24 protein-coding genes are annotated in these 26,241 nt (G+C 62.3%); 9 read left to right on the forward strand and 15 right to left on the reverse strand.

What is annotated here, in order from left to right; all coding sequences use genetic code 11:
• Positions 1-36: 36 nt before the first annotated feature.
• The 3 genes from AC0L2B_RS18190 to AC0L2B_RS18200 all read right to left on the reverse strand — a co-directional run bounded on the left by AC0L2B_RS18190 (position 37) and on the right by AC0L2B_RS18200 (position 2,332).
• A complete protein-coding gene (locus AC0L2B_RS18190) occupies positions 37-1,458 on the reverse strand; it encodes a DEAD/DEAH box helicase (RefSeq protein ID WP_473746328.1) in 1,422 nt (473 codons plus the stop codon).
• Positions 1,459-1,750: 292 nt separating this feature from the next.
• Complete coding sequence (locus AC0L2B_RS18195) at positions 1,751-2,089, reverse strand: type II toxin-antitoxin system RelE/ParE family toxin (RefSeq protein ID WP_473746329.1); 339 nt, start codon at positions 2,087-2,089, stop codon at positions 1,751-1,753.
• A 6-nt stretch (positions 2,090-2,095) separates the two neighbouring features.
• Positions 2,096-2,332, reverse strand: a complete 237-nt coding sequence (locus tag AC0L2B_RS18200) for a transcriptional regulator (protein WP_473608521.1) — start codon at positions 2,330-2,332, stop codon at positions 2,096-2,098.
• A gap of 178 nt (positions 2,333-2,510) precedes the next feature.
• Here AC0L2B_RS18200 and AC0L2B_RS18205 point away from each other — a divergent pair, with 178 nt between their 5' ends.
• On the forward strand, positions 2,511-4,043 hold the full coding sequence (locus AC0L2B_RS18205) for an acyl-CoA carboxylase subunit beta (protein WP_287327910.1): 1,533 nt from the start codon (positions 2,511-2,513) through the stop codon (positions 4,041-4,043).
• 35 nt (positions 4,044-4,078) lie between these two features.
• Here AC0L2B_RS18205 and AC0L2B_RS18210 read toward each other — a convergent pair whose 3' ends face one another.
• Together AC0L2B_RS18210 and AC0L2B_RS18215 are read right to left on the reverse strand one after the other, a co-directional pair.
• Entirely contained in the window at positions 4,079-6,082 is a 2,004-nt protein-coding gene (locus tag AC0L2B_RS18210) for a hypothetical protein (protein ID WP_473746330.1), read from the reverse strand.
• Complete coding sequence (locus AC0L2B_RS18215; RefSeq protein ID WP_473746331.1) at positions 6,079-7,611, reverse strand: NAD(P)H-hydrate dehydratase; 1,533 nt, start codon at positions 7,609-7,611, stop codon at positions 6,079-6,081. Before AC0L2B_RS18215 ends, AC0L2B_RS18210 begins: the two co-directional genes overlap by 4 nt.
• A gap of 435 nt (positions 7,612-8,046) precedes the next feature.
• Here AC0L2B_RS18215 and AC0L2B_RS18220 point away from each other — a divergent pair, with 435 nt between their 5' ends.
• Both AC0L2B_RS18220 and glnA read left to right on the forward strand, forming a co-directional pair.
• Positions 8,047-8,385: a P-II family nitrogen regulator gene (locus tag AC0L2B_RS18220; protein ID WP_006205430.1), complete on the forward strand. Its 339-nt coding sequence runs from the start codon at positions 8,047-8,049 to the stop codon at positions 8,383-8,385.
• A 54-nt stretch (positions 8,386-8,439) separates the two neighbouring features.
• The gene (glnA, locus tag AC0L2B_RS18225; protein WP_023799265.1) at positions 8,440-9,849 is read left to right on the forward strand and encodes a type I glutamate--ammonia ligase; all 1,410 of its coding nucleotides are present in this window, start codon (positions 8,440-8,442) and stop codon (positions 9,847-9,849) included.
• A 71-nt stretch (positions 9,850-9,920) separates the two neighbouring features.
• Here glnA and AC0L2B_RS18230 read toward each other — a convergent pair whose 3' ends face one another.
• Positions 9,921-10,139: a hypothetical protein gene (locus AC0L2B_RS18230; protein WP_473746332.1), complete on the reverse strand. Its 219-nt coding sequence runs from the start codon at positions 10,137-10,139 to the stop codon at positions 9,921-9,923.
• A gap of 18 nt (positions 10,140-10,157) precedes the next feature.
• Between AC0L2B_RS18230 and AC0L2B_RS18235 the strand changes: the two genes are divergently transcribed.
• From AC0L2B_RS18235 to AC0L2B_RS18255, 5 genes are all read left to right on the forward strand, one after another.
• Positions 10,158-11,186: a helix-turn-helix domain-containing protein gene (locus tag AC0L2B_RS18235; RefSeq protein WP_473746333.1), complete on the forward strand. Its 1,029-nt coding sequence runs from the start codon at positions 10,158-10,160 to the stop codon at positions 11,184-11,186.
• Between the two features lie 69 nt (positions 11,187-11,255).
• Positions 11,256-12,392 carry an efflux RND transporter periplasmic adaptor subunit gene (locus AC0L2B_RS18240; protein ID WP_473746334.1) on the forward strand — a complete coding sequence of 379 codons (1,137 nt, stop codon included), beginning with the start codon at positions 11,256-11,258 and terminating at the stop codon, positions 12,390-12,392.
• A complete protein-coding gene (locus tag AC0L2B_RS18245; RefSeq protein ID WP_473746335.1) occupies positions 12,389-13,087 on the forward strand; it encodes an ABC transporter ATP-binding protein in 699 nt (232 codons plus the stop codon). The genes AC0L2B_RS18240 and AC0L2B_RS18245 overlap by 4 nt, the downstream gene beginning before the upstream one ends.
• Positions 13,084-14,226 carry an ABC transporter permease gene (locus AC0L2B_RS18250; RefSeq protein WP_473746336.1) on the forward strand — a complete coding sequence of 381 codons (1,143 nt, stop codon included), beginning with the start codon at positions 13,084-13,086 and terminating at the stop codon, positions 14,224-14,226. The genes AC0L2B_RS18245 and AC0L2B_RS18250 overlap by 4 nt, the downstream gene beginning before the upstream one ends.
• Before the next feature lie 5 nt (positions 14,227-14,231).
• Entirely contained in the window at positions 14,232-15,434 is a 1,203-nt protein-coding gene (locus tag AC0L2B_RS18255) for an ABC transporter permease (protein ID WP_473746337.1), read from the forward strand.
• A 144-nt stretch (positions 15,435-15,578) separates the two neighbouring features.
• Here AC0L2B_RS18255 and AC0L2B_RS18260 read toward each other — a convergent pair whose 3' ends face one another.
• Entirely contained in the window at positions 15,579-16,619 is a 1,041-nt protein-coding gene (locus tag AC0L2B_RS18260) for a glutamine synthetase beta-grasp domain-containing protein (RefSeq protein ID WP_473494207.1), read from the reverse strand.
• A gap of 317 nt (positions 16,620-16,936) precedes the next feature.
• Here AC0L2B_RS18260 and AC0L2B_RS18265 point away from each other — a divergent pair, with 317 nt between their 5' ends.
• Complete coding sequence (locus AC0L2B_RS18265) at positions 16,937-17,131, forward strand: DUF2735 domain-containing protein (RefSeq protein ID WP_473746338.1); 195 nt, start codon at positions 16,937-16,939, stop codon at positions 17,129-17,131.
• Positions 17,132-17,216: 85 nt separating this feature from the next.
• Here AC0L2B_RS18265 and AC0L2B_RS18270 read toward each other — a convergent pair whose 3' ends face one another.
• The 8 genes from AC0L2B_RS18270 to rplQ form a co-directional block, all read right to left on the reverse strand.
• On the reverse strand, positions 17,217-19,103 hold the full coding sequence (locus AC0L2B_RS18270) for an MFS transporter (protein ID WP_473746339.1): 1,887 nt from the start codon (positions 19,101-19,103) through the stop codon (positions 17,217-17,219).
• Positions 19,104-19,365: 262 nt separating this feature from the next.
• The gene (locus AC0L2B_RS18275; RefSeq protein WP_473746340.1) at positions 19,366-20,157 is read right to left on the reverse strand and encodes an ATP12 family chaperone protein; all 792 of its coding nucleotides are present in this window, start codon (positions 20,155-20,157) and stop codon (positions 19,366-19,368) included.
• A gap of 11 nt (positions 20,158-20,168) precedes the next feature.
• Positions 20,169-21,083, reverse strand: coding sequence for a DMT family transporter (locus AC0L2B_RS18280; protein ID WP_473746352.1), 915 nt, complete (start codon positions 21,081-21,083; stop codon positions 20,169-20,171).
• An 11-nt stretch (positions 21,084-21,094) separates the two neighbouring features.
• Entirely contained in the window at positions 21,095-22,075 is a 981-nt protein-coding gene (locus tag AC0L2B_RS18285) for an RluA family pseudouridine synthase (protein WP_091591186.1), read from the reverse strand.
• A 133-nt stretch (positions 22,076-22,208) separates the two neighbouring features.
• Entirely contained in the window at positions 22,209-22,586 is a 378-nt protein-coding gene (crcB, locus tag AC0L2B_RS18290) for a fluoride efflux transporter CrcB (RefSeq protein WP_473746341.1), read from the reverse strand.
• A 68-nt stretch (positions 22,587-22,654) separates the two neighbouring features.
• The gene (locus tag AC0L2B_RS18295) at positions 22,655-23,965 is read right to left on the reverse strand and encodes a replication-associated recombination protein A (protein ID WP_473746342.1); all 1,311 of its coding nucleotides are present in this window, start codon (positions 23,963-23,965) and stop codon (positions 22,655-22,657) included.
• Between the two features lie 51 nt (positions 23,966-24,016).
• On the reverse strand, positions 24,017-25,504 hold the full coding sequence (locus AC0L2B_RS18300; RefSeq protein ID WP_473746343.1) for a DegQ family serine endoprotease: 1,488 nt from the start codon (positions 25,502-25,504) through the stop codon (positions 24,017-24,019).
• A gap of 195 nt (positions 25,505-25,699) precedes the next feature.
• Positions 25,700-26,131 carry a 50S ribosomal protein L17 gene (rplQ, locus tag AC0L2B_RS18305; RefSeq protein ID WP_023799277.1) on the reverse strand — a complete coding sequence of 144 codons (432 nt, stop codon included), beginning with the start codon at positions 26,129-26,131 and terminating at the stop codon, positions 25,700-25,702.
• Positions 26,132-26,241 lie beyond the last annotated feature (110 nt).

The following is a 26,241-nucleotide window of genomic DNA, read 5'->3' on the forward strand; positions in this document are numbered from 1 at the left end:
CCGACCCGACAGGCGCGGGCCGGATGCGCTATCTGATTACGCAGCCCGCGCTGCTGGCCGCTTGCCGCCGAAACGACGCTTGTTGTTGCCCTTGAACGCCTTGGCGCCCTCCGGCTTGCGTTCGCCGGCAAAGGCCGGCTTGTCGCCGAAGCGCTTGTTGCCGTTGTTGTGGCCGCCCGGCCGCCTGCCGTCGCGACGACCATTACGGTCGTTGGCCGGCTCGAAGCTGCGCTCGTTCTTTTCGGCAGGATTGCGCTGCGGGTCGGGACTGCCGAGATGGTCGGCAACGATTGGCAGCTTGGTGCGGATGATGCGCTCGACCTGACGCAGCTTGCTGTTCTCGGACGGGTCGCAAAGCGTGATGGCGATGCCGTCCATGCCGTTACGGCCGGTGCGGCCGATGCGGTGGACATAGCTCTCCGCCTCGTCCGGCAGGTCGAAATTCACCACATGGCTGATGCCGGGCACGTCGATGCCGCGCGCCGCGATATCGGTCGCCACAAGAATGCGCACCGAACCCTCGCGGAAATCGTTCAGCGCCTTCTGGCGGGCGTTCTGCGACTTGTTGCCGTGGATGACGGCGACCTTGAAGCCATCGCGCTCGAGATCCTTGGTCACCCTGTCGGCGCCATGCTTGGTGCGCGAAAAGATGATGACGGACTTCATCGCCTCGTCGGCGAGCATCGTCGCCAGAACCTGGCGCTTCTGTTTGGTACGGGCAAAGACGACGCCCTGCACGATCTCGGCCGCCGCAGTGCTGTGCGGCGCCACTTCGACGCGGATCGGGTTCTTCAGCAGGCCTTTCGCCAGCTCGGCGATTTCGGCCGGCATGGTCGCCGAGAACAGCACCGTCTGACGGTCCGGCGCGGTCGCCCTGGCGATGCGCTTGACGTCGTTGATGAAGCCCATGTCGAGCATGCGGTCGCCTTCGTCGAGCACCAGCCATTTGGTGTCGGCAAGCACGAGGTCGCCCTCACGCACCAGATCGGTCAGCCTGCCGGGCGTGGCAATCAAAATGTCGACGCCGGGAGCGATCTTCTTCACCTGGCTGAAGCGCGAGACGCCGCCAAGCACGAGTGCTGTCGAGACATGCGCGCCCTTGGCGAGGAGCTTGATCATCTCTTCGATCTGCACGGCGAGTTCACGCGTCGGTGCCAGGATCAGCGCACGAGCGGTCTTCGGCCGGCGCTTGGTGCCGAGAGCGATGATCTTCGAAAGGATCGGCAGCGCGAACGCCGCGGTCTTGCCCGAACCAGTCTGGGCGATGCCGAAAATGTCACGGCCTTCCAGCTGCGGCGGGATCGCCTGGGCCTGGATCGGCTTCGGATCGGTGAAGCCTGCGCCATGGGTGGCCTTGAGCAGCGCGCCCGTAATTCCAAGCGCTGCGAATCCCGAAAGCTCGCCAGTGTTCTTACCGGTCAGATTGTCGTTACCGGTCAAAGTGTTTTCGTTGTTCAAAATATTCTTCTTTCACGCGGCTCCTGGCCGCAAACATCAATGGCGGCAGGGCGCAACCTGCCGTCGAAAAACTGTCATGAAACGACAAGGCGGGCGGACGTTATCGTCCGCACGGCTGCGCTGTCGTGCCCGCAGGCATCATGCCACGGGGCTTTTTCGCCGCCTTGCCGATGTGCCGGAAAGAGGGAAAACAGACGCAACCAGTCTCATTCGTCGAGAAGGCCGGATAGGTCCCGGCCCAAGCGCCTATGCCGCCGCATATGGCCCAGTTCGCCACGAAATGCAAGGGCCGTTATGTTGCAGCGCAGCAAAAACAGCCACGACGAGCAGCCGTGAAGGTCTGCTCAAGCTTCTCGCGGCCATTCCCTCGCCCCATGCTGGACGAACAGAACTCTATTTGAGTGTCTTTCACCCGATACGCAACGACGTAGGGTGTGCCGGAAATCACCAGTTCACGAGTGCCGTTGATCTCGCCGACACGTCCGATAAACGGATTCGCGGACAACAGCCGAGCCGTCTTTGAATGAATGTCATTAACGAGGCGGGCGGCAGCACGCGGGTTATGCTGGCCGATGTAGTCGCCGATTGATGCAAGCTCGATCAGATAGTGTCGGGTCCAGACAATTCGCACCGACCGCTATGCCTGACCATATTTGTTGAGAACCGCCGCGATCTCTTCTTCGTTTGCGAAGTCTCCGCGGTCGGCGGCCTCGATCCCCGCCTGAACACCGGCGATCCACTTTTCCTGCCACGCCAGAGAACGGCCATGGGACAATGCGTCCTCAATGATCTGATCGCGAGTCAGGGTTGAGCGCGAGGCCAACATGTCGATCCGGCGGTTCAAATCCTCGGATATTTCTATGCGGTTCTTCATGAGTTTAGTTTGCCATATCCGGCGAATGCCTGCCAAGAAGTTTCGCTGTTGAAGGCTGTTTGTTCCCCGTTCGATCCGGGTGCCCGCCAGCCTATCGAGACCGACGCGAAAAGCGGCGCTTGCGCTCGCTTACCGCCATGATTACCACAAATCAGCTTTCCGTTTTGGGGACCGAGCGATGAAGGACGTGCTGAAGGAACTCGAGCGCCGCCGCGCCATGGCGCGTATGGGCGGCGGCAAGGCCCGTATCGACGCTCAGCACAAGAAGGGCAAGCTCACCGCGCGCGAACGCATCGACGTCTTTCTCGACGAAGGCTCGTTCGAGGAGTTCGACATGTATGTCGAGCATCGCTCGACCGATTTCGGCATGGAGAAAACCAAGATCGCCGGCGACGGCGTCGTCACCGGCTGGGGTACCGTCAACGGCCGGCCGGTCTATGTCTTCGCCAAGGACTTTACTGTGTTCGGCGGCTCGCTGTCCGAGGCCCACGCCGAAAAGGTGGTCAAGGTGCAGGAGATGGCGCTGCGCAACCGCGCACCGATCATCGGCCTCTACGACGCCGGCGGCGCCCGCATCCAGGAAGGCGTGGCAGCACTTGGCGGCTATGCCGAGATCTTCCAGCGCAATGTGCTCGCCTCCGGCGTCATCCCGCAGATTTCAGTGATCATGGGCCCTTGCGCCGGCGGCGACGTCTATTCGCCGGCAATGACCGACTTCATCTTCATGGTGCGCGGCACCTCCTACATGTTCGTCACCGGCCCGGACGTGGTGAAGACCGTCACCAACGAGACGGTAACCGCCGAGAGCCTCGGCGGCGCCTTCGTCCACACGACGAAGTCGTCGATCGCCGATGGCGCTTACGACAATGACGTCGAGGCGCTGCTGCAGATGCGCCGGCTGGTCGATCTGCTGCCTGCCTCCAACACGGCTGAAATCCCCGAGATCGAATGTTATCAGTCGGTCACCGATCATGATCTGTCGCTCGACCGACTGATCCCCGACAACGCCAACAAACCTTACGACATCAAAGAGTTGATCCTTAAAGTTGCCGATGAGGGTGACTTCTTCGAGATCCAGCAGGATTTTGCAAAAAACATCGTAACCGGCTTCGGGCGCGTCGAAGGGCGCACGGTCGGCTTCGTCGCCAACCAGCCGATGGTGCTGGCCGGCGTGCTCGATTCGGACGCCAGCCGCAAAGCGGCGCGGTTCGTACGCTTCTGCGACTGTTTTTCGATTCCGATCGTCACCTTCGTCGACGTTCCAGGCTTCCTGCCCGGCACCGCGCAGGAATATGGCGGGCTGATCAAGCATGGCGCCAAGCTCTTGTTCGCCTATGCCGAAGCGACCGTCCCGAAGATCACCGTCATCACACGAAAAGCCTATGGCGGCGCTTATGACGTGATGGCGTCGAAGCATCTGCGCGGCGACATGAACTATGCCTGGCCGACGGCGCAGATCGCAGTGATGGGCGCCAGGGGCGCGGTCGAGATCATCTATCGCAAGGACATCGGCGATGCTGAGAAGATCGCAGCACATACAAAGGCTTACGAGGATCGCTTCCTGTCGCCCTTCGTCGCCGCCGAGCGCGGCTATGTCGACGAGGTGATCATGCCGCATTCGACCCGCCGCCGCATTGCGCGTGCGCTGCGCATGCTGCGCAACAAGGACATGCAAAACCCCTGGAAGAAGCACGACAACATTCCGTTGTGAGGCGCTGATGTCGCGAAAGCGACCACAGCAAAAGCTCACTCCGCTTCCGCGGCGCCGAACCCTGCGCCCATCGTCGCGCGGACGGCGCCCGACCACGGCGTGGCATGATTGTCGATGCGCATCTGGAAGATAAAATAGGTCGGCGAGCAGAAGCCGACACCTTTCACCTTGCCGATACCAGGCGTGTCGGGCGGCAGCGATTGGCACATGTAATCTTCGCGGCAGAAATGATCGGCCGAGCAAGCCGGCCGGTTGCCGCGATTGACGGCGCCGCCCAGGCACTGGTCGAAATTATTGGTCGCCACGCAGATGTCGAATTTTTTGCCGCCGACCAGCCCGCAGATCTCGTTCGGCATCGGCTTGCCCGGCTTGAAGCCGGCAAAGGCACGGTCCTTGTCATTGCATCCGCGATAGGCGATGCCGGCCGGCACACCGATCTTCGGCGGCCGGCAGGTGTAGGCGGTGCGCGAAATGTCGGTGGCGAAGGCCGCGAACTGGCCGCTAATGCTGTAGCGGTCATTGAAAGGCTGCGTGCCGTTGCTGGCGATCGAGCCGGTCAGGCATGGATGGCCGGAGAACATCTTTTCGCTGTCCTTGGGCAGCAGGCATTGCGCCAGTTTCGTCCGCACCCCCGATGCGGTCGCCAGCGCCGTGCAGACGGTGCCGCCACCGCATTGCCAGGACGTACCGAAGCGGGCCGCATCCTCCGGCATCAAACATGGCATCGCCATCTCGGCCGGTGCGTAAGCGACCTCGCTGGCGTCTTTCCATACGGCCGGCGGCGCGAAGGACAGCGGGCGGAGGCGGTTCGGCTCCTTGCCGTCGGCGGTCGCACGCAGCCAGGCTTCGCGCCGCGGCATCTCGGCATGGAGATGCGGCGAGATGCCGACCTCGATGCGGTTCAGCGGCGATGTCGTCTTGTCGTCGAGGCCGATGAAATGGAAACCGGCGGTCGAACCAGCCTGATGGCAACCCTGGCAGGCGCCATTGTCGAGCCGCTCGACCAGCGCTTCCGGCGTGCGCAGCAGCTTCAGCGCGGAATAGTCCAGCCCGGAAAAATCCGCGGGCTGGAACAGCGGCGTGAAAGGGTGATTGGCCTGCCTCGCGCTGCCGAAAGTCGACCATGAGACGACTTTCTTCGCCAAGAATTCATTGGGGATTTCGTAGACGCCGAGATCGACCGCCGCGAGATTGGCGCTGAGATAGTCGGCGAGTTTTGCTTTCAGCGCGGCGTCTTCCGAGAGCAGCGCCACATCCGGCGTGTTTTCCAGCGGCTTTTCGCTGACCGTCTCTCCATCGACGCCAAAAATCCGCATGAGGTAGGCAGCCTGGCCGCCAAATTCGGTCTCCTGGCCGGAGGGAAAGCGCACCATCTGGGCGTTGAGCTCGAGCTGCTTGAAGCTCAGTCCGGCCTTTTCAAGCGGCCCGCCGATGAGCCAGCCGATGTCGACGGTCTCATCGAGCTGCGGCGTCCAGCGTCCGGCAACGCCGACGCAGCCGCCATCGGCGTCCGGCGCGACGCTATAGATGGCATTGAAATTGAACGGCAAGCGCGAGGCCAGAACCTTGCCGTTTTTCTTGAAGCTGTAGGCAAGACGGTAGATGAAACGGACCTCGCCGCAGCCCCCGTCGCCTCGTATTTCGGCGAAATCACGCCGATCGAGCCGGTTGACGACACCGACCAGCCGAATGCGCGCGGCGTCGGTCTTCAGCCAGCGCATGTCGATGATGCGGCCGACATTGCCGTCGGTGACTTCGTAGAGCGACCGCCCGCCACCCTTCATCTCGGCGCGCAGCGCGGCGACATCGCCACCAATCGTTTCGACGATCTGATGATAGGCCGGCGCCTTGTCATAGAGCGTCTTCAGGTCGCCCTTGCCTTCGACATCGAAAATGCCGGCGAAATCAAAACCCCTGGCGTCGAGACCGGCCAGCACGGCCGGATCGTCGACGATCATCACCGGACCTTCGGCGCGCGCCAGGCTGGCCAAGAAAAAATTGGCGAAAATCACGGCGATCAAGGCGAGCCGACGGTTCATTCAGCGGTCATCCCGTTGCGATTTTCGGCCAGCTCGCGCAGCACCGGCACCAGCCCCAGCGGCAGATCTTCAGCGATCAGCCCAGGTCCGAAACGGCTGCCGGCCTCAGCATGGATCCAGACCGCCGCGCAGGCGGCTTCGAAAGTCGGCATGCCTTGCGCCAGGAACCCGGCGATGATGCCCGACAGCACGTCGCCCGAACCGGCGGTGGCCAGCCATGGCGCGCCGTTGCCGTTGATCGCCGCCCGGCCATCGGGCGCCGCGATCACCGTGTCCGCGCCCTTGTAGACGACGATGGCGCCGGCGCGCGCGGCGGCAGAGCGCGCCTTGGCCAGCTTGGACAGGGTCTTGTCTCCGGCGATGTCCGCAAACAGCCTGGCGAATTCGCCCTCATGCGGCGTCAGCACCAGCGCCGGTGCGTTCGGGCGACGGGCGGCTTCGAACAGAACGTTGGGCGCATCGCGAAACGAGCTGATACCATCGGCATCGAGCACCAGCCCGTCGACCCTGCCGTCCTGCCGCTCTCCGGCGGCCAGCACGCCGAGGGCAAAATCGCGGGTTTTTTCGCCGACGCCAAATCCGGGTCCGAGGACGAACGCCGATGGCCGGCGGCCGTCGATGAATTCCTGCACGTCCGCGATGCTGTCGGCCTTTTGCAGCATGATCGAAGTCAGATGCGCGGCATTCACCTGCACGGCATTCGCCGGCGACAGCACGGTCACCGCCCCTGCCCCGCTTCTGGCCGCGGCAAGCGCCGATAGCCGTGCGGCACCGGTCGCCGATGGCCCGCCGGAAAAGACGCCGACATGGCCGCGCCTGTATTTATGCGCGTCGACGGCTGGGACCGGGAAATTTTCGAGCCAAAGCGGCGGGATGTTCTCGAAGGTGAGTGGTTCAAGCGGCGCAACGATATCGTCGCTAATGCCGATGTCGGCAAGCACCAGCTCGCCGCACATCTCGCGCCCCGGCAACAGCAGATGGCCGGGCTTTTTTCGCGCAAACGTCACCGTGATTCGGGCGCGAAATGCCGGGCCGAGAATCTGGCCGCTCTCGCCTGACACGCCTGAGGGCAGATCGACCGCGACGACAGGCAGGTTCAGTTCTGTCGCAACCTCGACCGCCCTGGCGGCATCACCGGACAGCGGCTTGGACAGCCCTGCCCCATAAAGCGCATCGACCAGGATCGAACCTTTATCGGCAGCAAATTCCGACAACGGCCGTGGACTGACCCGGCATTCCGACGCGGCGAGCGCCGCGTCGCTGCCGGCTTTGGGCGAGCCGGATGCCCACAGCAAGACGTCGACGGCGCTGTCCCCAAGAATGCGGGCGACGACATAGCCATCGCCGCCATTGTTGCCAGGCCCGCACAGCACGTGGACACGCCTGGCAGCCGGAAAATGGGCGAGCACCACCGCAGCGACTGCGGCACCCGCATTGCGCATCAAGCCAATGCCATCGAATGGTCCGGCCGAAATCGTCAACCGGTCGGCCTCAGCCATTTCGGCCGGAGACAGAATTTCATTGCTCATGGATGCCGATCCGCATTGGCTCAAGCCGATCCTGTGGTCAAACCCGATCCATTTGGTCAAACCCCGATCCTTGTGGTCAAACCCCGATCCCTGGAGTCAAACATTGTCCAGTTTTAGGTTCGAAGCAAACTGCGATGAAATGGCACGATCTATAAGCACATCGTTAGGGACAATGGCGTCGTCGAAGCACAATTGCCCGCGAAATGCTCTATCTGCCCAATTATTGTGCGGACGGTAGCGCCGACAATGTGTAGGTTCCCAGTATCCATGGCGCAGCCAATGCAGCGAATGACGCGAATTTAGCCCTCAACGCGGCATGGCATCGAAATCGCGTGATACCGCTTCGAATCCCCTCAAATTGGCACAGTTCGTGCTTGAAAGAGGCGCAAGCGGGGCTCACAACCCGTCTTTTTTGACAGTGGAGGCCACTTTTACATGAAAAAGATCGAAGCGATCATCAAGCCGTTCAAGCTAGACGAAGTGAAGGAAGCGCTTCAGGAGGCCGGGCTGCAAGGCATCACCGTTACGGAGGCCAAGGGTTTTGGCCGCCAGAAGGGCCATACCGAACTCTATCGCGGCGCCGAATATGTCGTGGATTTTCTGCCCAAGGTGAAGATCGAGGTCGTGCTCGGCGACGACGCGGTCGAAGGCGCCATCGAAGCCATTCGCAAGGCGGCCCAGACCGGCCGCATCGGCGACGGCAAGATCTTCGTCTCCAACATCGAGGAAGTCGTGCGCATCCGCACCGGCGAAACAGGGATGGACGCGGTCTGAGGATTCTGATTTCAGATCATCTCCTCGAAACGTCATCAGACAGGGAAACATGACATGACGACAGCCAAAGACATCATGAAGCAGATCAAGGACAACGACGTGAAATTCGTTGACCTGCGCTTCACAGATCCGAAGGGCAAGCTGCAGCACGTGACGATGGATGTCGTTGAGGTCGAGGAAGACATGTTTGCCGACGGCGTCATGTTCGATGGGTCCTCCATCGCCGGCTGGAAGGCGATCAACGAGTCCGACATGGTGCTGATGCCCGACACCGAGACGGTGCATATGGACCCGTTCTTCGCGCAGTCGACCATGGTCATCCTGTGCGATATCCTCGATCCGATCTCCGGAGAATCCTACAATCGCGACCCGCGCGGCACCGCCAAGAAGGCTGAAGCCTATATGAAGGCGGAAGGCATCGGCGATCAGATCTTCGTCGGCCCGGAAGCCGAGTTCTTCGTGTTCGACGACGTCAAGTACAAGGCCGATCCGTACAACACCGGCTTCAAGCTCGACTCCACCGAATTGCCGTCCAACGACGACACCGACTACGAGACCGGCAATCTCGGCCACCGCCCGCGCATCAAGGGTGGCTATTTCCCGGTGCCGCCGATCGACTCGGCGCAGGACATGCGCTCTGAAATGCTGACCGTGCTCGCCGAAATGGGCGTGCGTGTCGAAAAGCACCACCACGAAGTCGCCGCTGCCCAGCACGAGCTCGGCATCAAGTTCGACACGCTGGTCCGCAACGCCGACAAGATGCTGATCTACAAATATGTCGTGCACCAGGTCGCCAACGCCTACGGCAAGACGGCCACCTTCATGCCGAAGCCGGTGTTCGGCGACAACGGCTCGGGCATGCACGTCCACCAGTCGATCTGGAAGGGCGGCAAGCCGACCTTCGCAGGCAATGAATATGCCGGCCTCTCGGAGAGCTGCCTGTTCTACATCGGCGGCATCATCAAGCATGCCAAGGCGATCAACGCCTTCACCAATCCGCTGACAAACTCCTACAAGCGCCTGGTGCCGGGCTATGAAGCGCCGGTGCTGCTCGCCTATTCGGCCCGCAACCGCTCTGCCTCCTGCCGCATTCCATTCGGCTCGTCGCCGAAGTCCAAGCGCGTCGAGGTCCGCTTCCCCGATCCGGGCGCCAACCCCTACCTCGCCTTTGCCGCCATGCTGATGGCCGGGCTCGACGGCATCAAGAACAAGATCCACCCGGGACAGCCGATGGACAAGGATCTCTACGACCTGCCGCCTAAGGAACTGAAGAAGATCCCGACCGTCTGTGGCTCGCTGCGCGAAGCGCTGCAGAGCCTCGACAAGGACCGCGGCTTCCTGAAGGCCGGCGGCGTCTTCGACGACGACCAGATCGACAGCTACATCGAGCTCAAGATGGCCGAAGTGATGCGCTTCGAAATGACCCCGCATCCGGTCGAGTACGACATGTATTACTCGGTCTAACTCACCGAAATCGTTGCAAAAAGAACCCCGGCACAAGCCGGGGTTCTTGCTCGGGCAGACCGCCGGAGAGACTACGGCGCCGCGTTCCATTCGATGCGCAAAAGACGCTGCATTTCTGAATTTTTGCACACGATCCTTCCGAAAATCCATCCCATTCCTGGGTCTTTGACTTTTTGTGAGCAGCGGCCGTCGACGAAGCCGTTGCCGCAATTTTCGACCTGGAACACAATCGAGGTCGCAAAAAATTCTGCTGCGGACCATGATGGCGCCGATCGATTGTCTTTCGCCATCCGGCTTGTGCAGACCCAATGCTTTTCATCCCGCTTCCTTTCGTCGTCGCCATCCTGCTGCTCATTCTCTTCGTCACCGTCGCCCGGCGTGACGACGATGCGCAGCCAAATGTGCCGTTTCTCACTTTGATTCTGGTGGCCACCTTTCAATCGACGCTGTTGGGTCTGCGTTGGGGTTACGGCGTGGATGGCGTTGGCCGCATCCTTCCTGTCGTCGCGGCAACTGTACCGCCGCTTGTCTATGGCGGCGTGTCCGGGCTGGTCCGGAAGAGTGACCTTTCAACCCTCCTGCGCGTCGGTCTGCATCTTCTTCCAGCTGCCGGCGTGGTGCTGCTTATCGCGCTATGGGGGGACGCCATCGACATCGGCATTGCAGTGATCTTCGTCGGTTACGCGATGGCGATACTGCTACTGATGCGGTCGGGCGCGGATGCGCTGCGCCTTGCGCCTTTCGAGAATGCTGGATCTACCTATCGTGCAATCCTCTTCGCGGCATCTGCCCTGCTTCTGTCGGCGGCGATGGACATCTTCGTCTTTTTCGATTTTGCATGGACGCGGGGAGCCCACACCCCGCTGCTGGTCACCATTGCAAACCTTGCAGTGCTGGCTCTGCTGTCAATTGCCGTCGCGACCGCCAGCCGCCGCGGCAGGCCCGCTCAGACTCTCGGAATTACTCCCAGATTGGAGATAGCGGAGGATAGGGAAACCATCGCCGCAGTTCAGGTTCTGATGGAGACGAAGCGCGTCTATCGCGATGTCGATCTCAATCTCGATCGGCTGGCCCGCAAGACAGGAATTCCAGCCCGGCGGATTTCCGCGACGATCAACCGTGCGACGGGCAAGAACGTCTCGCAATATGTCAACGATCACCGGATCGCAGAAGCGTGCGACCTACTGACAGACACCGAGAAGCCCGTAACCGAGATCATGTTCGACGTTGGCTTCCTGGCCAAGTCCAACTTCAACCGTGAGTTCCGTCGCGTCACCGAAATGACGCCGCTCGAATGGAGGCGGAAGAAGGCTCCATCTGAGAGTCTCACGGCCTAAATCGCGATCGAGCACGGCCTGGAACGCGTTTCAGGTCTCTTTTCCCGCCCGGTTGATCACACTGGCGGCATGAACACGATCACCGAACACGACCGCAAACTGGCCGCAGCGCTCACCTCTCTATCTCTCGGATCTGCCCCGGACACCGTCGAGATACAGAAGAAAGACCTCCGGCGTCTCATCCTTCCCGTCTGCCTGTCGGCGCTGGCTGCACTAGTCGTCGCCACCGTCGCTTTCTACTCGCCAAAGGCATATCGCCGTTTTGAAGACAGGGTCCTGACGACGACAGGCCTGACAGGCAGCGCGGCCGACAACGCTGTTGTCGCGCCCGTCGAACAGGCGAGCCTTCCACAGGTCGAGAAGCAAGCAGCGCAATCTGCTGTCCGCCCACCCCTCGCCGCCCGCGAGATCACCGGCTCCGGCACGGTCATCGCACCGCGTGCCACGATGGTCTTCTCCAAATATGAAGGCAGGATCACCAACATCGCGATCGAACTGGGAGATTTCGTGGATGCCGGGCAAGCTCTGGTGATACTCGACGATGCGGGAGCCTGGTTCGCGCTCGAACGGGCCAGGGCCGCCACGGTCGCGGCGGATCTTTTGCTCACCGCCCGAACCATCGATCTCGACCAGGCGCGTTCCGCCCTCGGCCGCACCGCAACGCTTGCTGCCCGTGATGCTGCCTCCAAACAGCAGTTGGAGGAGGCGCGCAGCGCGGCCGAGAGCGTCGAAAACGCCGTTGCCCAGGCACGGCAGGAACTCGCAACCGCGGAGCTTGCCATCCGCATCGCCGAGGAGCCCGTTCGGGAACTGACGGTGCGTGCGCCCTTCGCCGGGACCGTGACCCGGCTCGACGCTCATATAGGCGACACCGTGCTCGCCCGCGTCGACAGTGTGCGCGAGAGCCAAAGCCTGCTGACGATTGCCGACACGACAAACATGGTGATCGATGCCGATGTGGTGGAAACCAGCATCGCATCACTTCGGCCTGGACTGCACGGCGAGGCAGTTCTCGACGGTTTTCCGGATCAGCCCTTCGCCGTCGAAGTTCTTCGGCTCGCACCCATCGCCTCCATCGAGAAGGGCACGATCACTCTGCGCCTCTCGCTCAGCGATCCGCCGGAAGGGATTCGGCCGAACATGGCTGCGGGCATCCGCATTCCCCTCATCGACACTCTCAGCAAGACTGGAGACACCAAGCAATGACACAAGACCCTTACATTGCTCTCGCGGGCGTGCGGAAAGGCTACCGCATAGGCGGCGAGGCGATCCCGATCTTCTCCGCGCTCGATCTAGCCATCCCGCGCGGCGATTTCGTCGCGGTCATGGGTCCGTCAGGATCGGGCAAGTCGACGCTGCTCAACATGCTTGCCGGGATAGATGCGCCGGATGCGGGGAGCCTCAGCATAGGCAATCATCGCCTCGACCGAATGGGCGAGGCCGCGCGCTCGACCTGGCGGGCGCACAACATGGGCATCGTCTTTCAGTTCTACAATCTCCTGCCGATGCTGAACGCCGCGGAGAACGTCGAACTGCCGCTGCTCCTGAAGCCTCTATCGGCTAGGGAACGCCGCGACCGGGTCGGAAAAATGCTCGATCTCATCGGGCTTTCCGGTCGCGAGAAGCAGTATCCCTCCATGATGTCCGGCGGGCAGCAGCAACGCGTCGGTATCGCCCGCGCCATCGTATCCGATCCCGGCCTGCTTCTCTGCGACGAGCCGACTGGCGATCTCGACCGGAAATCCGCCGACGAGGTGTTGGAGATGCTCTCATTCCTCAACCGTCAGCTGGAAAAGACGATCGTCATGGTAACGCACGACCCGCAGGCAGCGCGTTCGGCCAAGCGGACCTTGCACCTCGACAAGGGTCAGTTCGTCGAAGAGAAGAGGGCCGCCTCATGACCTTCCTCGATCTTGCCTGGAAGAACGCCTGGCGGAAGCCGCTGCGCACCGTCCTCCTCATGGTCTGCGTCGCTGTCGCCTTTCTCATTTACGGCCTGACGGCGAGCTTCCTCGCCGGTTCGCAGGGGGCTTCGGCCGCCAGCGAAGACATCATCGGCGTAATGAGCGCGGCGGGACGCACGCAAGCCCTGCCAAGGGCGCATCTCTCCCGCATTGCCGCCGAACCCGGTGCCGCCGCAGTCGGCTACATGGCGCGCATGCGCGGTTTTGTGGATGTCGAGAAGAACGTGATCGCGGTCAGCGCCGTCGAGCCGCAGGCACTCATGGCCGTCAACGGCAAGGAGCTCGGTCTGACGCCGGCGCTGGTCGAGGCGCTCGGCAAGGGGCGCGACCGGGTACTAGTCGGCCGCGCGCTGGCCGAAGCGCAAGGCTGGCGCGTCGGCCAGCGTATCGGCGTGACCGCGTTCCAGATTGCCAGGCAGGACGGGGGCCATGACTGGCGTTTTGAGATCGCGGGGATTTTCGAAGGTGAAAGCGCCAGCACCGACACATATTTCACCATTGCACGCTATGACTATGTCAATGCGGCCCGCGCGAGGGGCAAGGATACGGTGGATGCATTCATCGTTCGCCCGCGCGATGGCGTTAAGGCCGGTGCACTCGCCACCCGCATCGATGCGCTGTTCGCCAATTCTGCCGCCCCCACACGCAGCCAATCGGAAAAGCAGTTCCTCGAAGCGTTCCTGCGCCAATATGCCGATATCGGTCTGATCGTCGATCTCGTCACGGGTGCGGCTTTCATCACGCTGCTGCTGATTGTTGTAAATACCATGGTCTTCGCCGTGCGCGAGCGCACCTTCGAAATCGGCGTGCTGAAGACGCTGGGCATCTCCCGTCTCAGGATCATGGCGCTGGTGCTTAGCGAGACGCTGCTCGTCTTCATCATCGGCGGAAGCGTGGGCCTCGCTCTGGCTAAACTGGGGACCGTGCTTGCCGGACCGACCCTCGGGCTCGTCTTCTCGCCGCTCGTGCTGGTCAAGGCGGCGGCCATCGTCCTTGCTCTGGGCCTCGCGACCGGCCTGCTGCCTGCCATCAACGCCATGCGAATCCCTATCATCATCGCCTTCAGAACGAGGTAGTCGCCATGTCCATCCAGCTTAGACAGACGCTCGTTATGACGAGAGCCAATTTTTCCAGCCTGCCACGCCGCCTCGCGATCTCGCTATCCATGGCGCTGTCGGTAGCGCTGGTCGTCGCGGTCCTCGCCGGCTTCCTCGCCATGGCCAAGGGTTTCGAGAAAGCCCTGGCTGGCGCCGGCTCACCCTCTGTCGCCGTTGTCCTCGGAGGCGGTACGAACCAGGAGACCGGTTCGGATATCCCGGCCGATGCGATTCGCAGCATTCAATCGATGACCGGCGATATCGGAGTCGTTCGCAATGGCGCGGGAGGCCTGCTGGCATCCCGCGAACTTGTGGTTCCAGTGGATGTCGCCCGGGCGCAGGACGAAGCCTCGACGACGCTTGCGCTTCGCGGCATGGATGTTGGTGGTCCATCGATCCGCAATGGCGTCGCGCTATCGGCGGGACGCTTGTTTGCCCCCGGCGCCCGCGAGATCGTGGTCGGCTCGCGAATCGCCAGCGAATTTCCGGGATTCGGCATTGGCGATGCCGTCCGGCTGGGGGCCGTGGACTGGACGGTGACAGGGCATTTCGCAGCCAATGGCAGTGCGTTCGAATCCGAAATCTGGGGCGATCTCGATGCAGTTCGTGCTGCCTTCGACCGGCAAGGACAGGTGCAAAGCCTGCGTCTGCGCCTCACCGGTCCATCATCCCTGGCAACGCTGAACGCCAGGCTGACAGCCGCAAGCACTAGCCCTCTGGTCGCTGTTTCGGAAGCCGATCTCTACATCGCGCAATCGGAACGGATATCCAGCCTCATCCGTTTCTTTGGCTGGCCGGTGACGCTGCTTATGGCCATTGGCGCGACCGCCGGTGCATTGAACACGATGATGAGTTCCGTCTCCGACCGTACTGTCGAGATCGCCACCGTCCGCGCGCTCGGCTTCAGTCGGTTCTCGGCCTTTTTCGCGACATGGTTCGAAGCTTTCGCGATCGCGGCCGTCGGCGCGGCTTTGGGCATCCTTGCCTCCTGGCTTGTCTTCAACGGCTGGCAGGCCAGCACCATTGGCGTCAACAATGCCAGTACGAGCTTCCAGCTCACGGTCAACGGCGATGTCATGCTTACCGCGGGCGTGCTTGGCCTCGCCATAGGCGCCCTCGGCGGCGCGTTCCCGGCTATTGCCGCGACGCGGTTGCCGCTGACCGCCGCCTTGCGGGCACGCGGCTAGCGAGGTAGCCAGAATAACCAGGCTGACCCAGGCGCGGCGTCATCCTCGCCGGGATCGTCGATGTCAAAAAAACCCGGCGAAACCGCCGGGTTTTTGATGGATCCAGTCGCTGCAGACCTCTCAGGTCCGAGCCGTGACGAGCGCTCAAGCGGCGGCCGAAACCTCGGCGCTGGTCGGGACGGAGGCGATCGTCTTCAGGATCTGCGAGGCGATCTGGTAGGGGTCGCCCTGCGAGTTCGGGCGGCGATCCTCGAGATAGCCCTTGTAGCCGTTGTTGATGAACGAATGCGGCACGCGGATCGAGGCGCCGCGATCGGCGATGCCATAGCTGAACCTGTTCCATGGCGCGGTTTCATGCTTGCCGGTCAGACGCTTGTCGTTGTCCGGCCCGTAGACGGCGATGTGATCCATCAGGTTCTTGTCGAAGGCGGCCATCAGCGCCTCGAAATAGTCCTTGCCGCCGACTTCGCGCATATAAGCGGTCGAGAAGTTGGCGTGCATGCCGGAACCATTCCAGTCGGTGTCGCCGAGCGGCTTGCAGTGGTATTCGATATCGATGCCGTATTTCTCGGTGAGGCGCTGCATCAGGTAGCGGGCCATCCACATCTGATCGGCGGCCTTTTTCGAGCCCTTGCCGAAGATTTGGAACTCCCATTGGCCCTTGGCCACCTCGGCGTTGATGCCTTCATGGTTGATGCCGGCGGCAAGGCAGAGGTCGAGATGCTCCTCGACGATCTGCCTGGCGACGCTGCCGACATTGCTGTAGCCGACGCCGGTGTAGTACGGGCCTTGCGGCGCAGGGTAGCCGCTTTCGGGGAAGCCGAGCGGGCGGCCATCCTTGTAAAAGAAATACTCCTGCTCGAAGCCGAACCAGGCGCCCTCGTCGTCGAGGATGGTGGCGCGCTTGTTGGATGCATGCGGCGTCACGCCGTCCGGCATCATGACTTCGCACATGACGAGCACGCCATTGCTGCGCGCGGGATCCGGATAGACGGCGACCGGCTTCAGCACGCAGTCGGACGAGTGGCCTTCGGCCTGCATGGTCGAGGAACCGTCGAAGCCCCACAGCGGAAGCTGGTCGAGCGTCGGGAATTCGGCATAGTCCTTGATCTGCGTCTTTCCACGAAGGTTGGGAACCGGGGTGTATCCATCGAGCCAAATGTACTCGAGCTTGTATTTCGTCATTCTAGCCTCTCGTTGCTTTGATCACCGAACCTTGGACGGCGCCGGCATGCCAGCCACCCTGCAGCCGACCTGCCGGATTTTTAAAAAGCAATTCGTGTGCCATTCTCGCCGGCCAAGGATGCGACAAAACTGACGCCGCATCCCGACAAATCCGCTGCCGCGTAATCGCAATGCGTCCGGATCAATCACAAGCATGTTCTGCATAAATAACAGGCAGATACTGATCTTTTTATAATCATATTGCCTAACTGGATTGCAGAACCTATCTTGGGGAAAGATTGAATTGGCAAGGCTCTGCACAAGAAGGGAGACCGACAATGGAAATCACTCCTACCCGTCAGTCGGCCAAAATCCTGATGTTCCCGGTGGCAGCGCGCGCTTCTGCCTTAGATTTAAGCGGAAAGGCTAAGTTCGCGGCAGAACTTGCTTCATTGCGCAACCGTACGGATTTCGGAAGCGGCTGGTATCACGAAGCGGCCATCGAGGAAGAAAAACAGGACCGGAAGAGCTAACCTTTCCTCCGCATCGCTTTTGACGAATTGCAAAGCCCGGCGCGATCGCTCGCGCCGGGCTTTTCATTTTGCCGTCAGGCAAGGATCAGGTCTTGGCGTGCAAGTCCGTTCCCAGCGTATCCCTGACAAAGATCGTACCGATGACCAGCGACATCGCCGCGATCACCACCGGATACCAGAGGCCGTAATAGATATCGCCGCTGTAGGCGCTGAGCGCGAACACCGTCGCCGGCAGCAGGCCGCCGAACCAGCCATTGCCGATGTGATAGGGCAACGACATGCCGGTATAGCGGATGCGGGTCGGGAACATTTCTACCAGGATCGCGGCGATCGGTCCGTAGACCATGGTCACGTAAAGGACCAGGATGAACAGGATGCCGATGACCTTTGCCCAACTGACCTGTTCAGGGTCGGCAAACATCGCAAAGGCGCCTGCCGCCGGGACGCTGTAGACGGTGATCTCGGGCACCGCCGCGGCATCATCGGCCGTCAGCAGCTTGTCCTTGACCGCCCGGTCGGCCGCAACCGTCGTCTTGTCGCCGGCGCGGATTGCGGCGGCGTCGAGCTTCAGTTCCGGATTGGCCGCGACGAAGGCGTCAAGCTTCTGGTCGGCGACCTTGGCCGCACCACGCTTCAGCGGATAGCCGCCGTCCCGCAGTGCAATGTTGATTGCCTTCTTGAACGCGGCGTCGCTTGAAGTTGCCTTGTCTGCGGCTGCCACGGCATCATAGGACGCCACGGTTGCGGTGCCGATCTTGACACTGGCCGCGGTCCCCGGTGCCGCTGTCGTGACAATGTCATAGGGCACCGAGCTCTTGGCAAGGAAGTCCGTCGCAATATCGCACGATGTCAGAGGCTTGCGCGTTCCGGTCGGATTGAACTGGAACTTGCAGTCGCCAGGCGCAGCGGTAATCGTGGCACGGGTGTTTTGCTGTGCGGTGGCGAGCGCCGGGTTGGCTGCCCAGGTCAGCGCCTTGAACAGCGGGAACGTGGTGACGATCGCCAGCGCCAGGCCCGCCATGATGATCGGCTTGCGGCCGATCTTGTCGGAGAGCCAGCCGAACACGACGAAGAAGATCGTGCCGAGCGCCAGCGCGATGGCGATCATGATGTTGACCGACTGGCCGTCGACCTTGAGCACGTTCTGCAGGAAAAACAGCGCGTAGAATTGGCCGTTGTACCAAACCACGGCCTGGCCGGCAGTAAGGCCGAAAAGCGCCAAAATGGCGATCTTGGCATTCTTCCACTGTCCGAAGGCTTCCGTCAGCGGCGCCTTGGAGCCCTTGCCCTCGTCCTTCATGCGCTGGAAGGTCGGCGATTCGGCAAGCGACAGGCGAATCCAGACCGATATGCCGAGCAGAATGGCTGAGAGCAGGAATGGAACGCGCCAGCCCCAGGCCTCGAAATCCTCCTTGCTCAGCGAATTTTGCACGATAAGGATGACGACCAGCGACAGGAACAGGCCAAGTGTCGCCGTCGTCTGGATCCACGATGTGTAGAAGCCGCGGCGGTCGTCGGGCGCATGCTCGGCCACATAGGTCGCCGCACCGCCATACTCACCACCGAGCGCCAGGCCCTGCAGCATGCGCAGCGCAATCAGGATAATAGGCGCTGCAATGCCCCAGCTTGCCGAACCAGGCAGCAGGCCGACCAGGAACGTCGACAGGCCCATGATCATGATGGTGACGAGAAAGGTGTATTTGCGACCAACGAGATCGCCGATGCGGCCGAACACCAGCGCGCCGAACGGGCGCACGAGGAAGCCAGCGGCGAAAACCAGCAGCGTAAAGATGTTGCGCGTCGCTTCCGGATACGAGTTGAAGAATGTCGAGCCGATCGCGGCAGCCAATGCGCCGTAGAGATAGAAATCGTACCATTCGAAAACGGTGCCGAGCGAGGAAGCGAAGATGACTTTCTTCTCTTCCCGCGTCATTCCGCGGCTTGCTCTGCCGGCGGTCACTGCCATTGCCATGAATTCGTCCTCCCGTGACATCTCGCTGTGCTTGATGCTGCGCGGTGTCGCCTCTGGGCTCGAACTCGGGCAGCTATCGCCGCGAGAAGTGACAGAAAGCGCCGCCCAGAGGCAGCCCGTCTTTGGGATTATGACTTTGGTCCAATGCATCGGCCCGAAGAGCGGAATCGATCTTCGGAAAGCACGATGTATAGTGCGCCCGACTGGACGCGCGTCGCTCTGATGGGCAAGGCGAAACGAAGTGAGGGGGCGGCGATTGCCGTCAGCCCTTGAGCGCCTCGAGGAGACCGACGGCGGCCATCATGTCGCGCTTGCGGTGGGCACGGCGGGCGACAGCTTCCGCGTCATGGCCCCAGTGCTCGGCCTGCCAGTCCTCGTCGACATGGCCGGCAGCCCAGGCGGCGTCGCCGTCGATCTCGCCGAACTCGACGGCCAGCGCCAGCAAAGCCGATCCCGTCAACGAGGTCATGACGTGGATGGCGGCAAGCCGGAGCGGGTCGGCACGCTGGGCAAGATGAACGCCGAGCACCGCAATGGTCTCGCGCGGCTGCTCGACATGGATCACCCCTTCGGCGAGGTGAAACCGGGCGCCGAGCGCGCTCCGCGCCCAATCGATGACGGGATCCCAATATTCGTTCTGCCGATCGACGAGCCCTTGGGGGGCGTCGGCGCGATAGCAGAGCAGGTCTGACGAGGCAAAGCGCAGGATGTCTTCCAAAACCGCCTGCGGGTCGCTGGCGACGCCGTCAATGGCCGTGTTGACCAGACGCATGACCGGCATCGTCATCGGGTCGATCGTCTCGCCTTGGGCAGCGAACTCGCCGGCGACCAGAGCGGCGGCTTTTTCGGTCGGCAGGATCAGAAGCGCTTTGCCCGGCGTGCGGACCGGCTTGCCATCGAGATGAACGGCAAAACCAGCTTCGGCCGGTGCGACCGAGACGGTTTTGTAGAAGCGTTTCGGCAGGTGCGTCTTCATCTGGATCTGGGCACGGCGTACCGGATCCGGATCGGAAAGCTGCTTTCCCGCTTCGAGGTCGTTGAGAATATCGCGCATGCCGGAGCCTTTCATCCGGGGATCTGTTTTCGGGCCGGCCGATTCACAATGATCAGACCGGCTGCGATGAGGCCGAGTGCCAGGAAAATACGGATGGTCAGCGGCTCGTTCAAGAAGATGGCGCCGCACAGAACGCCGAACACCGGCGAAAGAAAGGTGAAGCTCGACAGGCCCGATGCCGGATAGCGCCGCAGCAACCAGAACCAGAGCACATAGGTGAAGGCGACGATGTAGACCGCCTGGAAAAGCAAGGCCAAGGTCGGCATAGCGGCGAAGTCGCGGACGGGCGGCCCGGCGAAAGGCAGCACCAAGGCGCCGACCATCGCAGCGCCGGCCAGTTGGTAGAGCAGCAACTTCTCGGCGCTCGTTTCCGCCAGTTTCGTGCGCTTGATGACGATGTAGGTCAAGGCCCACAGAATGCCGGCGCCGAGACTGAGCAGATCACCAATCAGGGTCGCACCGTTATCGGCGCTCAACTGGTCGGAGAACACCGCGACCAGGCCGGCGAAAGCGAGCAGAAGGCCGACGAGCCGGCGCGCGGTGATGCGTTCGTTGAGCAGGAAATGCCCGCCGACCAGCACCCAGAACGGCATGGTGTTGACCAGCAAGGTGTTGCGCGCGACGGTCGTCTGTTCGAGCCCGACATAGAGAAACAGGAACTCGAGACCAAAAAGCGCGCCTGCCAGAATGCCGGCGACAAGGGTTCCGTCGCTGGTAAAAAGCGCAATGCCGCGCCAGCGGCACCAGACGAGAACGCACAGCCCGCCGATGACCGACCGTGCGATCGACAGGAAAACGGGATCGTAGCCGGCATAGGAGATCTTGGCGGCGACGTAGTTCAGCCCCCAGGAAAAGGTCAGCCCGACCATGATGGCGGCGGCGGCCATGTCGACCCTGTCGCGACGGTCGAGCGTATCTGTGGCCATGCCCACTGGACCTAGTCCTCCGCGCTGGCGTCGTCGAAGCCGATCAGGTTCCAGCTCTGGCGCATATGCGGCGGCATCGGTGCGGTGACGTCGATGAAACCCTTGTCGGGATGCGGGATGACGATGCGGCGCGCGTGCAGATGCAAGCGGTTCTGCATGCCGCCGGGAAAATCCCAATTGGTATCGGCCTCGAAATATTTGGGATCGCCGATGATCGGGCAGCCGATGTGAGCGGCATGGACGCGAAGCTGGTGGGTGCGGCCGGTATAAGGCTCCATCTCCAGCCACGACAGGGTCTGCGCCGCCTGCTCGACGATCCGGTAATAAGACACCGCGTGGTCGGCGCCCTTTTCGCCATGCTTGGCGACGCGCACGCGGTCGCCGTCGGGCGTCGGTTCCTTGATCAGCCAGGTCGAGATCTTGTCCTCGCGCTTCGGCGGCACGCCCTTGACCAGCGCCCAATAGGTCTTCTTGGTCTCACGCGCCCGGAACGCCTCGGCAAGCTTCATGGCGGCGAGCCTGGTGCGGGCGACGACCAGCACGCCTGACGTGTCGCGGTCGAGCCGGTGCACCAGACGCGGTTTCTCGCCCTTCTGGCTGCGCCAGGCTTCCAGCATGTCGTCGACATTGCGGGTGACACCTGAGCCGCCCTGGACGGCGAGGCCGGCCGGCTTGTTGAAGACAAACACTTTCGGATCTTCATGGATCAGCATCTTGGCCAGAACGTCGGCGTCGCCCTGGTTGCGGATCGAGTGACCGGTGAGCGGGCTCTCGCCCTTCTTGTCCACTTCGAGCGGTGGGATGCGAACCGTCTGGCCCGGCTCGACGCGGGTATCGGCCTTAACCCTGCCGCCATCGACACGGATCTGGCCGGAGCGCAGCAACTTTTGCAGATGGCCGAAGCCAAGACCCGGAAAATGGGTCTTGAACCAGCGATCGAGCCGCATGCCCGCCTCGCCGGCCTCCACCGTGATCTGTTCTACGCCTGCCATTGTCTCGTTTTTACCCGTTTCTAGCGCATGACCTGAAATCGATCTTCGGAAAGGGTCATGCGCAAATCAAAAAGCTACAGCGTCCTTGGCGCGCCCTGAGGGGCACGCGGCGCTGCAAGCGGGGGCAATAGCATTAAGGCAAGCTTCTTGCGAGCCAAAGACCCAGAAACAGGGCAATGATCGCGCCAATGAGGCTGGCAAGGGCGTATCCGAACGCCGGCAGCGTCGCGCCGCGCTCCCACAGCGTCGCGAAATCGAGCGAAAAGGCGGAGAACGTGGTGAAGCCGCCGAGGATTCCGGTGGCGACGAACAGCCGAATCTCGTTCGATCCGCCGTAGCGCCGCGCCAGGGTCGTGATGAACAGGCCCATGGCAAACGAGCCGACAATGTTGATCGCCATCGTGCCCCAGGGAAAACTCGGGCCGACAAGACGCAGCGCAAGGAAATTGACGACGTGGCGGAGCCCGGCACCAATAGCGCCGCCCGCAGCAACGAGGAGGAGATTGATCATCGCCGTTTACTGCCCTTACAGGGTGGCTCGGTCAATCCCTGCCCCTGAGCGGGAAAGTAGGCGCGAGCCTACTTTTTCCGCTCGCCGCGCAGCTTCGCCCAATAGTCGAGCCGCTTCCTGATATCACGCTCGAACCCGCGCTCGGGCGGATCATAGAATTTACGGCGGCCCATCTTTTCCGGAAAATAATCCTGTCCGGAAAAAGCGTCCGGCTCGTCGTGGTCGTAACGGTAGCCGGCGCCGTAATCTTCTTCCTTCATCAGCTTGGTCGGCGCGTTGAGGATGTGTTTGGGCGGCAGCAATGAGCCGAACTCCTTAGCCGCCTGTGTGGCAGCCTTGAAGGCGGTGTAGACGGCGTTGGATTTAGGCGCGCTGGCGAGATAGACCGTGGCCTCGGCGAAGGCGAGCTCGCCCTCTGGCGAGCCCAGATAGTCGTAGGCATCCTTGGCGGCATTGGCGACGACCAGCGCCTGCGGGTCTGCCAGCCCGATATCCTCCATCGCCATGCGCACCAGGCGGCGGCCGAGATAGAGCGGATCCTCGCCGGCGTCGAACATGCGGGCGAGATAATAGAGGGCGGCGTCGGGGTCGGAGCCGCGCACCGATTTGTGCAGCGCCGAGATCAGATTGTAATGGCCGTCCTGGCCCTTGTCGTAGATCGGCGCGCGGCGCTGGACGATGCGCTGCAGGCCCTCGGCGCCGAACACCTCGCCTGACTTGGCGGCGCGCCAGACCTCTTCTGCCAGCGTCAGCGCCGCACGACCATCGCCATCGCTCATGCGGACGAGCATCGCCCTCGCCTCGTCGTCGAGCGGCAGCGCCCTGCCCTCGGTGTCCTCGGCCCGGGCCAGCAGTTTTGCGATGCTGTCCTCACCGAGCGAATGAAAGACCAGCACGCGCGCGCGGGACAGTAGCGCCGCATTCAGCTCGAATGAGGGGTTTTCGGTGGTGGCGCCGACCAACACGACGGTGCCGTCTTCCATGACAGGCAAAAAACTGTCCTGCTGGGCGCGGTTGAAGCGATGGATCTCGTCGACGAAGAGCAGCGTCTGACGGCCGTTGGTGCGGCGCAGCTTCGCCGCCTCGAACACTCTCTTCAGGTCGGCGACTCCGGAAAACACCGCCGATATCTGTTGGAACGCAAGGCTGGTTTCGCCGGCAAGCAGCCGCGCGACCGTGGTCTTGCCCGTCCCGGGCGGCCCCCAGAAGATCATCGAGCCGAGCGAGCCGGAGCCGATCAGCCGCGTCAGCGCGCCGTCGGGTCCGGTCAGATGCTCCTGGCCGACGACCTCGCTGAGGTTCTGCGGGCGCAACCGGTCGGCCAGCGGCCTGCCGGGCGGCGCCTTTTCCGGTTCATCGACACTGAACAGATCGGCCATGCACGTCTTTTCGTTGGAGCGCGATCTCGTCCGAAGGATCGACGCTCGGGCTCAGTAACGCAACACCTGGCGCAGTATCTGCCCGCCGCGCTCGACGGTAAAGCGCCACCAGCGCGTCTCCTGCATGGCTGCCTGCTCCAGGGTCGCGGCGGTATCGATGGTCAAGCCGTTGACTTCGCGAACGATGTCGCCCGGCTGGAAGCCGAAACCGGCTGCGGGCGAACCGCGATTGATGTCGATCACCGTAACACCCTTGACATCCGTGCGAATGCCGAGCCGCTGGGCGAGCCGCGGCGACAGTTCCGTAACCTTGGCGCCGGAGAACGGGCTGCGACCGCGCAGCGTCACTTCCGCGAGTTTCGCACCTTCCGGCGCACGCTCCAGCGCGATGTCCATCGCCGCTTGCTGCCCTTTGCTCAGAACGGCGAAGCTGGCGTTGGTGCCGATCGACAGCGTCGCCATCCGGTAATCCAGCGCCTCGATGCTCTCGACCGGCGTGCCATTGAGCGACAGCACGACGTCACCGGCCTTGAGCCCCGCCTTGGCCGCCGGCCCGGCTTCGTCGATGGACGAAACCAGTGCCCCGGTCGGCGTCTCGAGACCGAGCGATTCGGCGATTTGCGGCGTCACGCGCTCGAATTCGGCGCCGATATACGGCCTCTCGAAGAAGTCGCGCCCGGACTTGGCCGCATCGGCAAACGCGCGAACCATATTGGAGGGAATAGCAAAGCCGATGCCGATCGAGCCGCCGCTGCGGCTGTAGATCGCCGTGTTGATGCCGACCAGTTGGCCACCCATGTTGATCAGCGCACCGCCGGAATTCCCGGGATTGATCGCAGCGTCGGTCTGGATGAAGAAACTGGAATCGGAAACGCCGATGTGGCTGCGGGCGAGTGCCGAAACGATGCCGCTGGTGGTGGTCTGGCCGACACCGAAGGGGTTGCCGATGGCCAACAACAGGTCGCCGACCTCGAGCGCGTCGGAATCGCCGATGGCGACGACCGGAAATGGCTTGTCGGCGGAGATCTTGAGCACGGCGAGGTCAAGCGTCTCGTCCTTGAGCAGCACCTTGCTGTCGAATTCACGCCCGTCCGCGGTGGCGACCTTGACCTGATCGGCGTCCTTGATGACGTGGAAATTGGTGACCACTATGCCTGTCGGGTCGACCAGCACGCCGGAGCCGAGCGAAGACTGCGCACGCGGCTGCGAACGGCCGAAGAACTCTTCGAAGAACGGATCGCCGTCGAAGGGCGACCTCAGCCTGGCCGTTTGCGAGGCATAGACATTGACCACGGCCGGCGCCGTCTGCTTGACCAGCGGCGCAAACGACAGTTGCATCTCCTCGCGGCCGAACGGCACGCGCTTGTCTGGACCGGAGGTGGCATTTTCGCCTTCGGCGCCGCGCAACATGTCGGTCAGCACGTCGGACAGACCGGGATCGGCCTTGGTGTCCTGAGCCAGCGCCTGCCTGGCGGCCGGCACGACTGCCGCCGCCATCAAGGCGCAGAGTAGAACAAGGGACAGCCGTTTTACGCGCATTCCGAATCCTCCGGGGTCGGGCGCCATTGTCCCGACGATTGTGCAAAATGAAAGGCTAAGTCGATGTAATCGAATTATTCTCGAGGAAAAGACATCGGCTTAAGTCAAGACAGTCCCCGCAATGCTCCCTACCGCTGCCAGAATGCACAAAAGGGCCCGCAGGCCCTTTTGAACTCTTTGAGGGAAAACCGAAGCTTATGCGGCTGCGGCTTCCTCGTCGGTGCCTTCTGCCTCGATGCGGGCACGGTCGCCGGCGCCCTTGGCCGAGGTGTCGCGATCGACGAACTCGATGACCGCCATGGCGGCATTGTCGCCGTGGCGGAAGCCCGCCTTCATGATGCGCAGATAGCCGCCGTTGCGGGTGGCGTAGCGCGGCGCGATCGTGTCGAACAGGCGCTTGACGACGCCTTCATTGCCGATCTGGGCAATCACCTGGCGGCGGGCGTGCAGGTCGCCGCGCTTGCCGAGCGTCACCAGCTTCTCGACGATCGGACGCAGATCCTTCGCCTTCGGCAAGGTGGTGAGGATCTGCTCATGCTCGATGAGCGACACTGCAAGATTGGCAAACATCGACTTGCGGTGGCTTATGCTGCGGGCGAACCGGCGGCCTTTAAATCCGTGGCGCATGGCTCTTCTCCTGGTGTTGTGGGCGGTTGGCCCGGCTGTTTCGTTTTGTGAATGGTCAATAGTGAATGGTGAATGGAAGCTCTCCGAAGTCGCCGACCGACGACCATTCA

This window comes from Mesorhizobium sp. WSM4815 (genome assembly GCF_055811575.1).

What these genes read in the sequence shown, in the direction of transcription:
- AC0L2B_RS18210 (WP_473746330.1), bottom strand. Translation starts at nt 6,082, where the DNA reads ATGAACCGTCGGCTCGCCTTGATCGCCGTGATTTTCGCCAATTTTTTC.
- AC0L2B_RS18235 (WP_473746333.1), top strand. Translation starts at nt 10,158, where the DNA reads ATGCTTTTCATCCCGCTTCCTTTCGTCGTCGCCATCCTGCTGCTCATT.
- AC0L2B_RS18285 (WP_091591186.1), bottom strand. Translation starts at nt 22,075, where the DNA reads ATGGCAGGCGTAGAACAGATCACGGTGGAGGCCGGCGAGGCGGGCATG.
- AC0L2B_RS18250 (WP_473746336.1), top strand. Translation starts at nt 13,084, where the DNA reads ATGACCTTCCTCGATCTTGCCTGGAAGAACGCCTGGCGGAAGCCGCTG.
- AC0L2B_RS18205 (WP_287327910.1), top strand. Translation starts at nt 2,511, where the DNA reads ATGAAGGACGTGCTGAAGGAACTCGAGCGCCGCCGCGCCATGGCGCGT.
- AC0L2B_RS18265 (WP_473746338.1), top strand. Translation starts at nt 16,937, where the DNA reads ATGGAAATCACTCCTACCCGTCAGTCGGCCAAAATCCTGATGTTCCCG.
- crcB (WP_473746341.1), bottom strand. Translation starts at nt 22,586, where the DNA reads ATGATCAATCTCCTCCTCGTTGCTGCGGGCGGCGCTATTGGTGCCGGG.
- AC0L2B_RS18255 (WP_473746337.1), top strand. Translation starts at nt 14,232, where the DNA reads ATGTCCATCCAGCTTAGACAGACGCTCGTTATGACGAGAGCCAATTTT.
- AC0L2B_RS18260 (WP_473494207.1), bottom strand. Translation starts at nt 16,619, where the DNA reads ATGACGAAATACAAGCTCGAGTACATTTGGCTCGATGGATACACCCCG.
- AC0L2B_RS18200 (WP_473608521.1), bottom strand. Translation starts at nt 2,332, where the DNA reads ATGAAGAACCGCATAGAAATATCCGAGGATTTGAACCGCCGGATCGAC.
- glnA (WP_023799265.1), top strand. Translation starts at nt 8,440, where the DNA reads ATGACGACAGCCAAAGACATCATGAAGCAGATCAAGGACAACGACGTG.
- AC0L2B_RS18300 (WP_473746343.1), bottom strand. Translation starts at nt 25,504, where the DNA reads ATGCGCGTAAAACGGCTGTCCCTTGTTCTACTCTGCGCCTTGATGGCG.
- rplQ (WP_023799277.1), bottom strand. Translation starts at nt 26,131, where the DNA reads ATGCGCCACGGATTTAAAGGCCGCCGGTTCGCCCGCAGCATAAGCCAC.
- AC0L2B_RS18295 (WP_473746342.1), bottom strand. Translation starts at nt 23,965, where the DNA reads ATGGCCGATCTGTTCAGTGTCGATGAACCGGAAAAGGCGCCGCCCGGC.
- AC0L2B_RS18280 (WP_473746352.1), bottom strand. Translation starts at nt 21,083, where the DNA reads ATGGCCACAGATACGCTCGACCGTCGCGACAGGGTCGACATGGCCGCC.
- AC0L2B_RS18220 (WP_006205430.1), top strand. Translation starts at nt 8,047, where the DNA reads ATGAAAAAGATCGAAGCGATCATCAAGCCGTTCAAGCTAGACGAAGTG.
- AC0L2B_RS18275 (WP_473746340.1), bottom strand. Translation starts at nt 20,157, where the DNA reads ATGCGCGATATTCTCAACGACCTCGAAGCGGGAAAGCAGCTTTCCGAT.
- AC0L2B_RS18230 (WP_473746332.1), bottom strand. Translation starts at nt 10,139, where the DNA reads ATGGCGAAAGACAATCGATCGGCGCCATCATGGTCCGCAGCAGAATTT.
- AC0L2B_RS18240 (WP_473746334.1), top strand. Translation starts at nt 11,256, where the DNA reads ATGAACACGATCACCGAACACGACCGCAAACTGGCCGCAGCGCTCACC.
- AC0L2B_RS18270 (WP_473746339.1), bottom strand. Translation starts at nt 19,103, where the DNA reads ATGGCAATGGCAGTGACCGCCGGCAGAGCAAGCCGCGGAATGACGCGG.
- AC0L2B_RS18215 (WP_473746331.1), bottom strand. Translation starts at nt 7,611, where the DNA reads ATGAGCAATGAAATTCTGTCTCCGGCCGAAATGGCTGAGGCCGACCGG.
- AC0L2B_RS18245 (WP_473746335.1), top strand. Translation starts at nt 12,389, where the DNA reads ATGACACAAGACCCTTACATTGCTCTCGCGGGCGTGCGGAAAGGCTAC.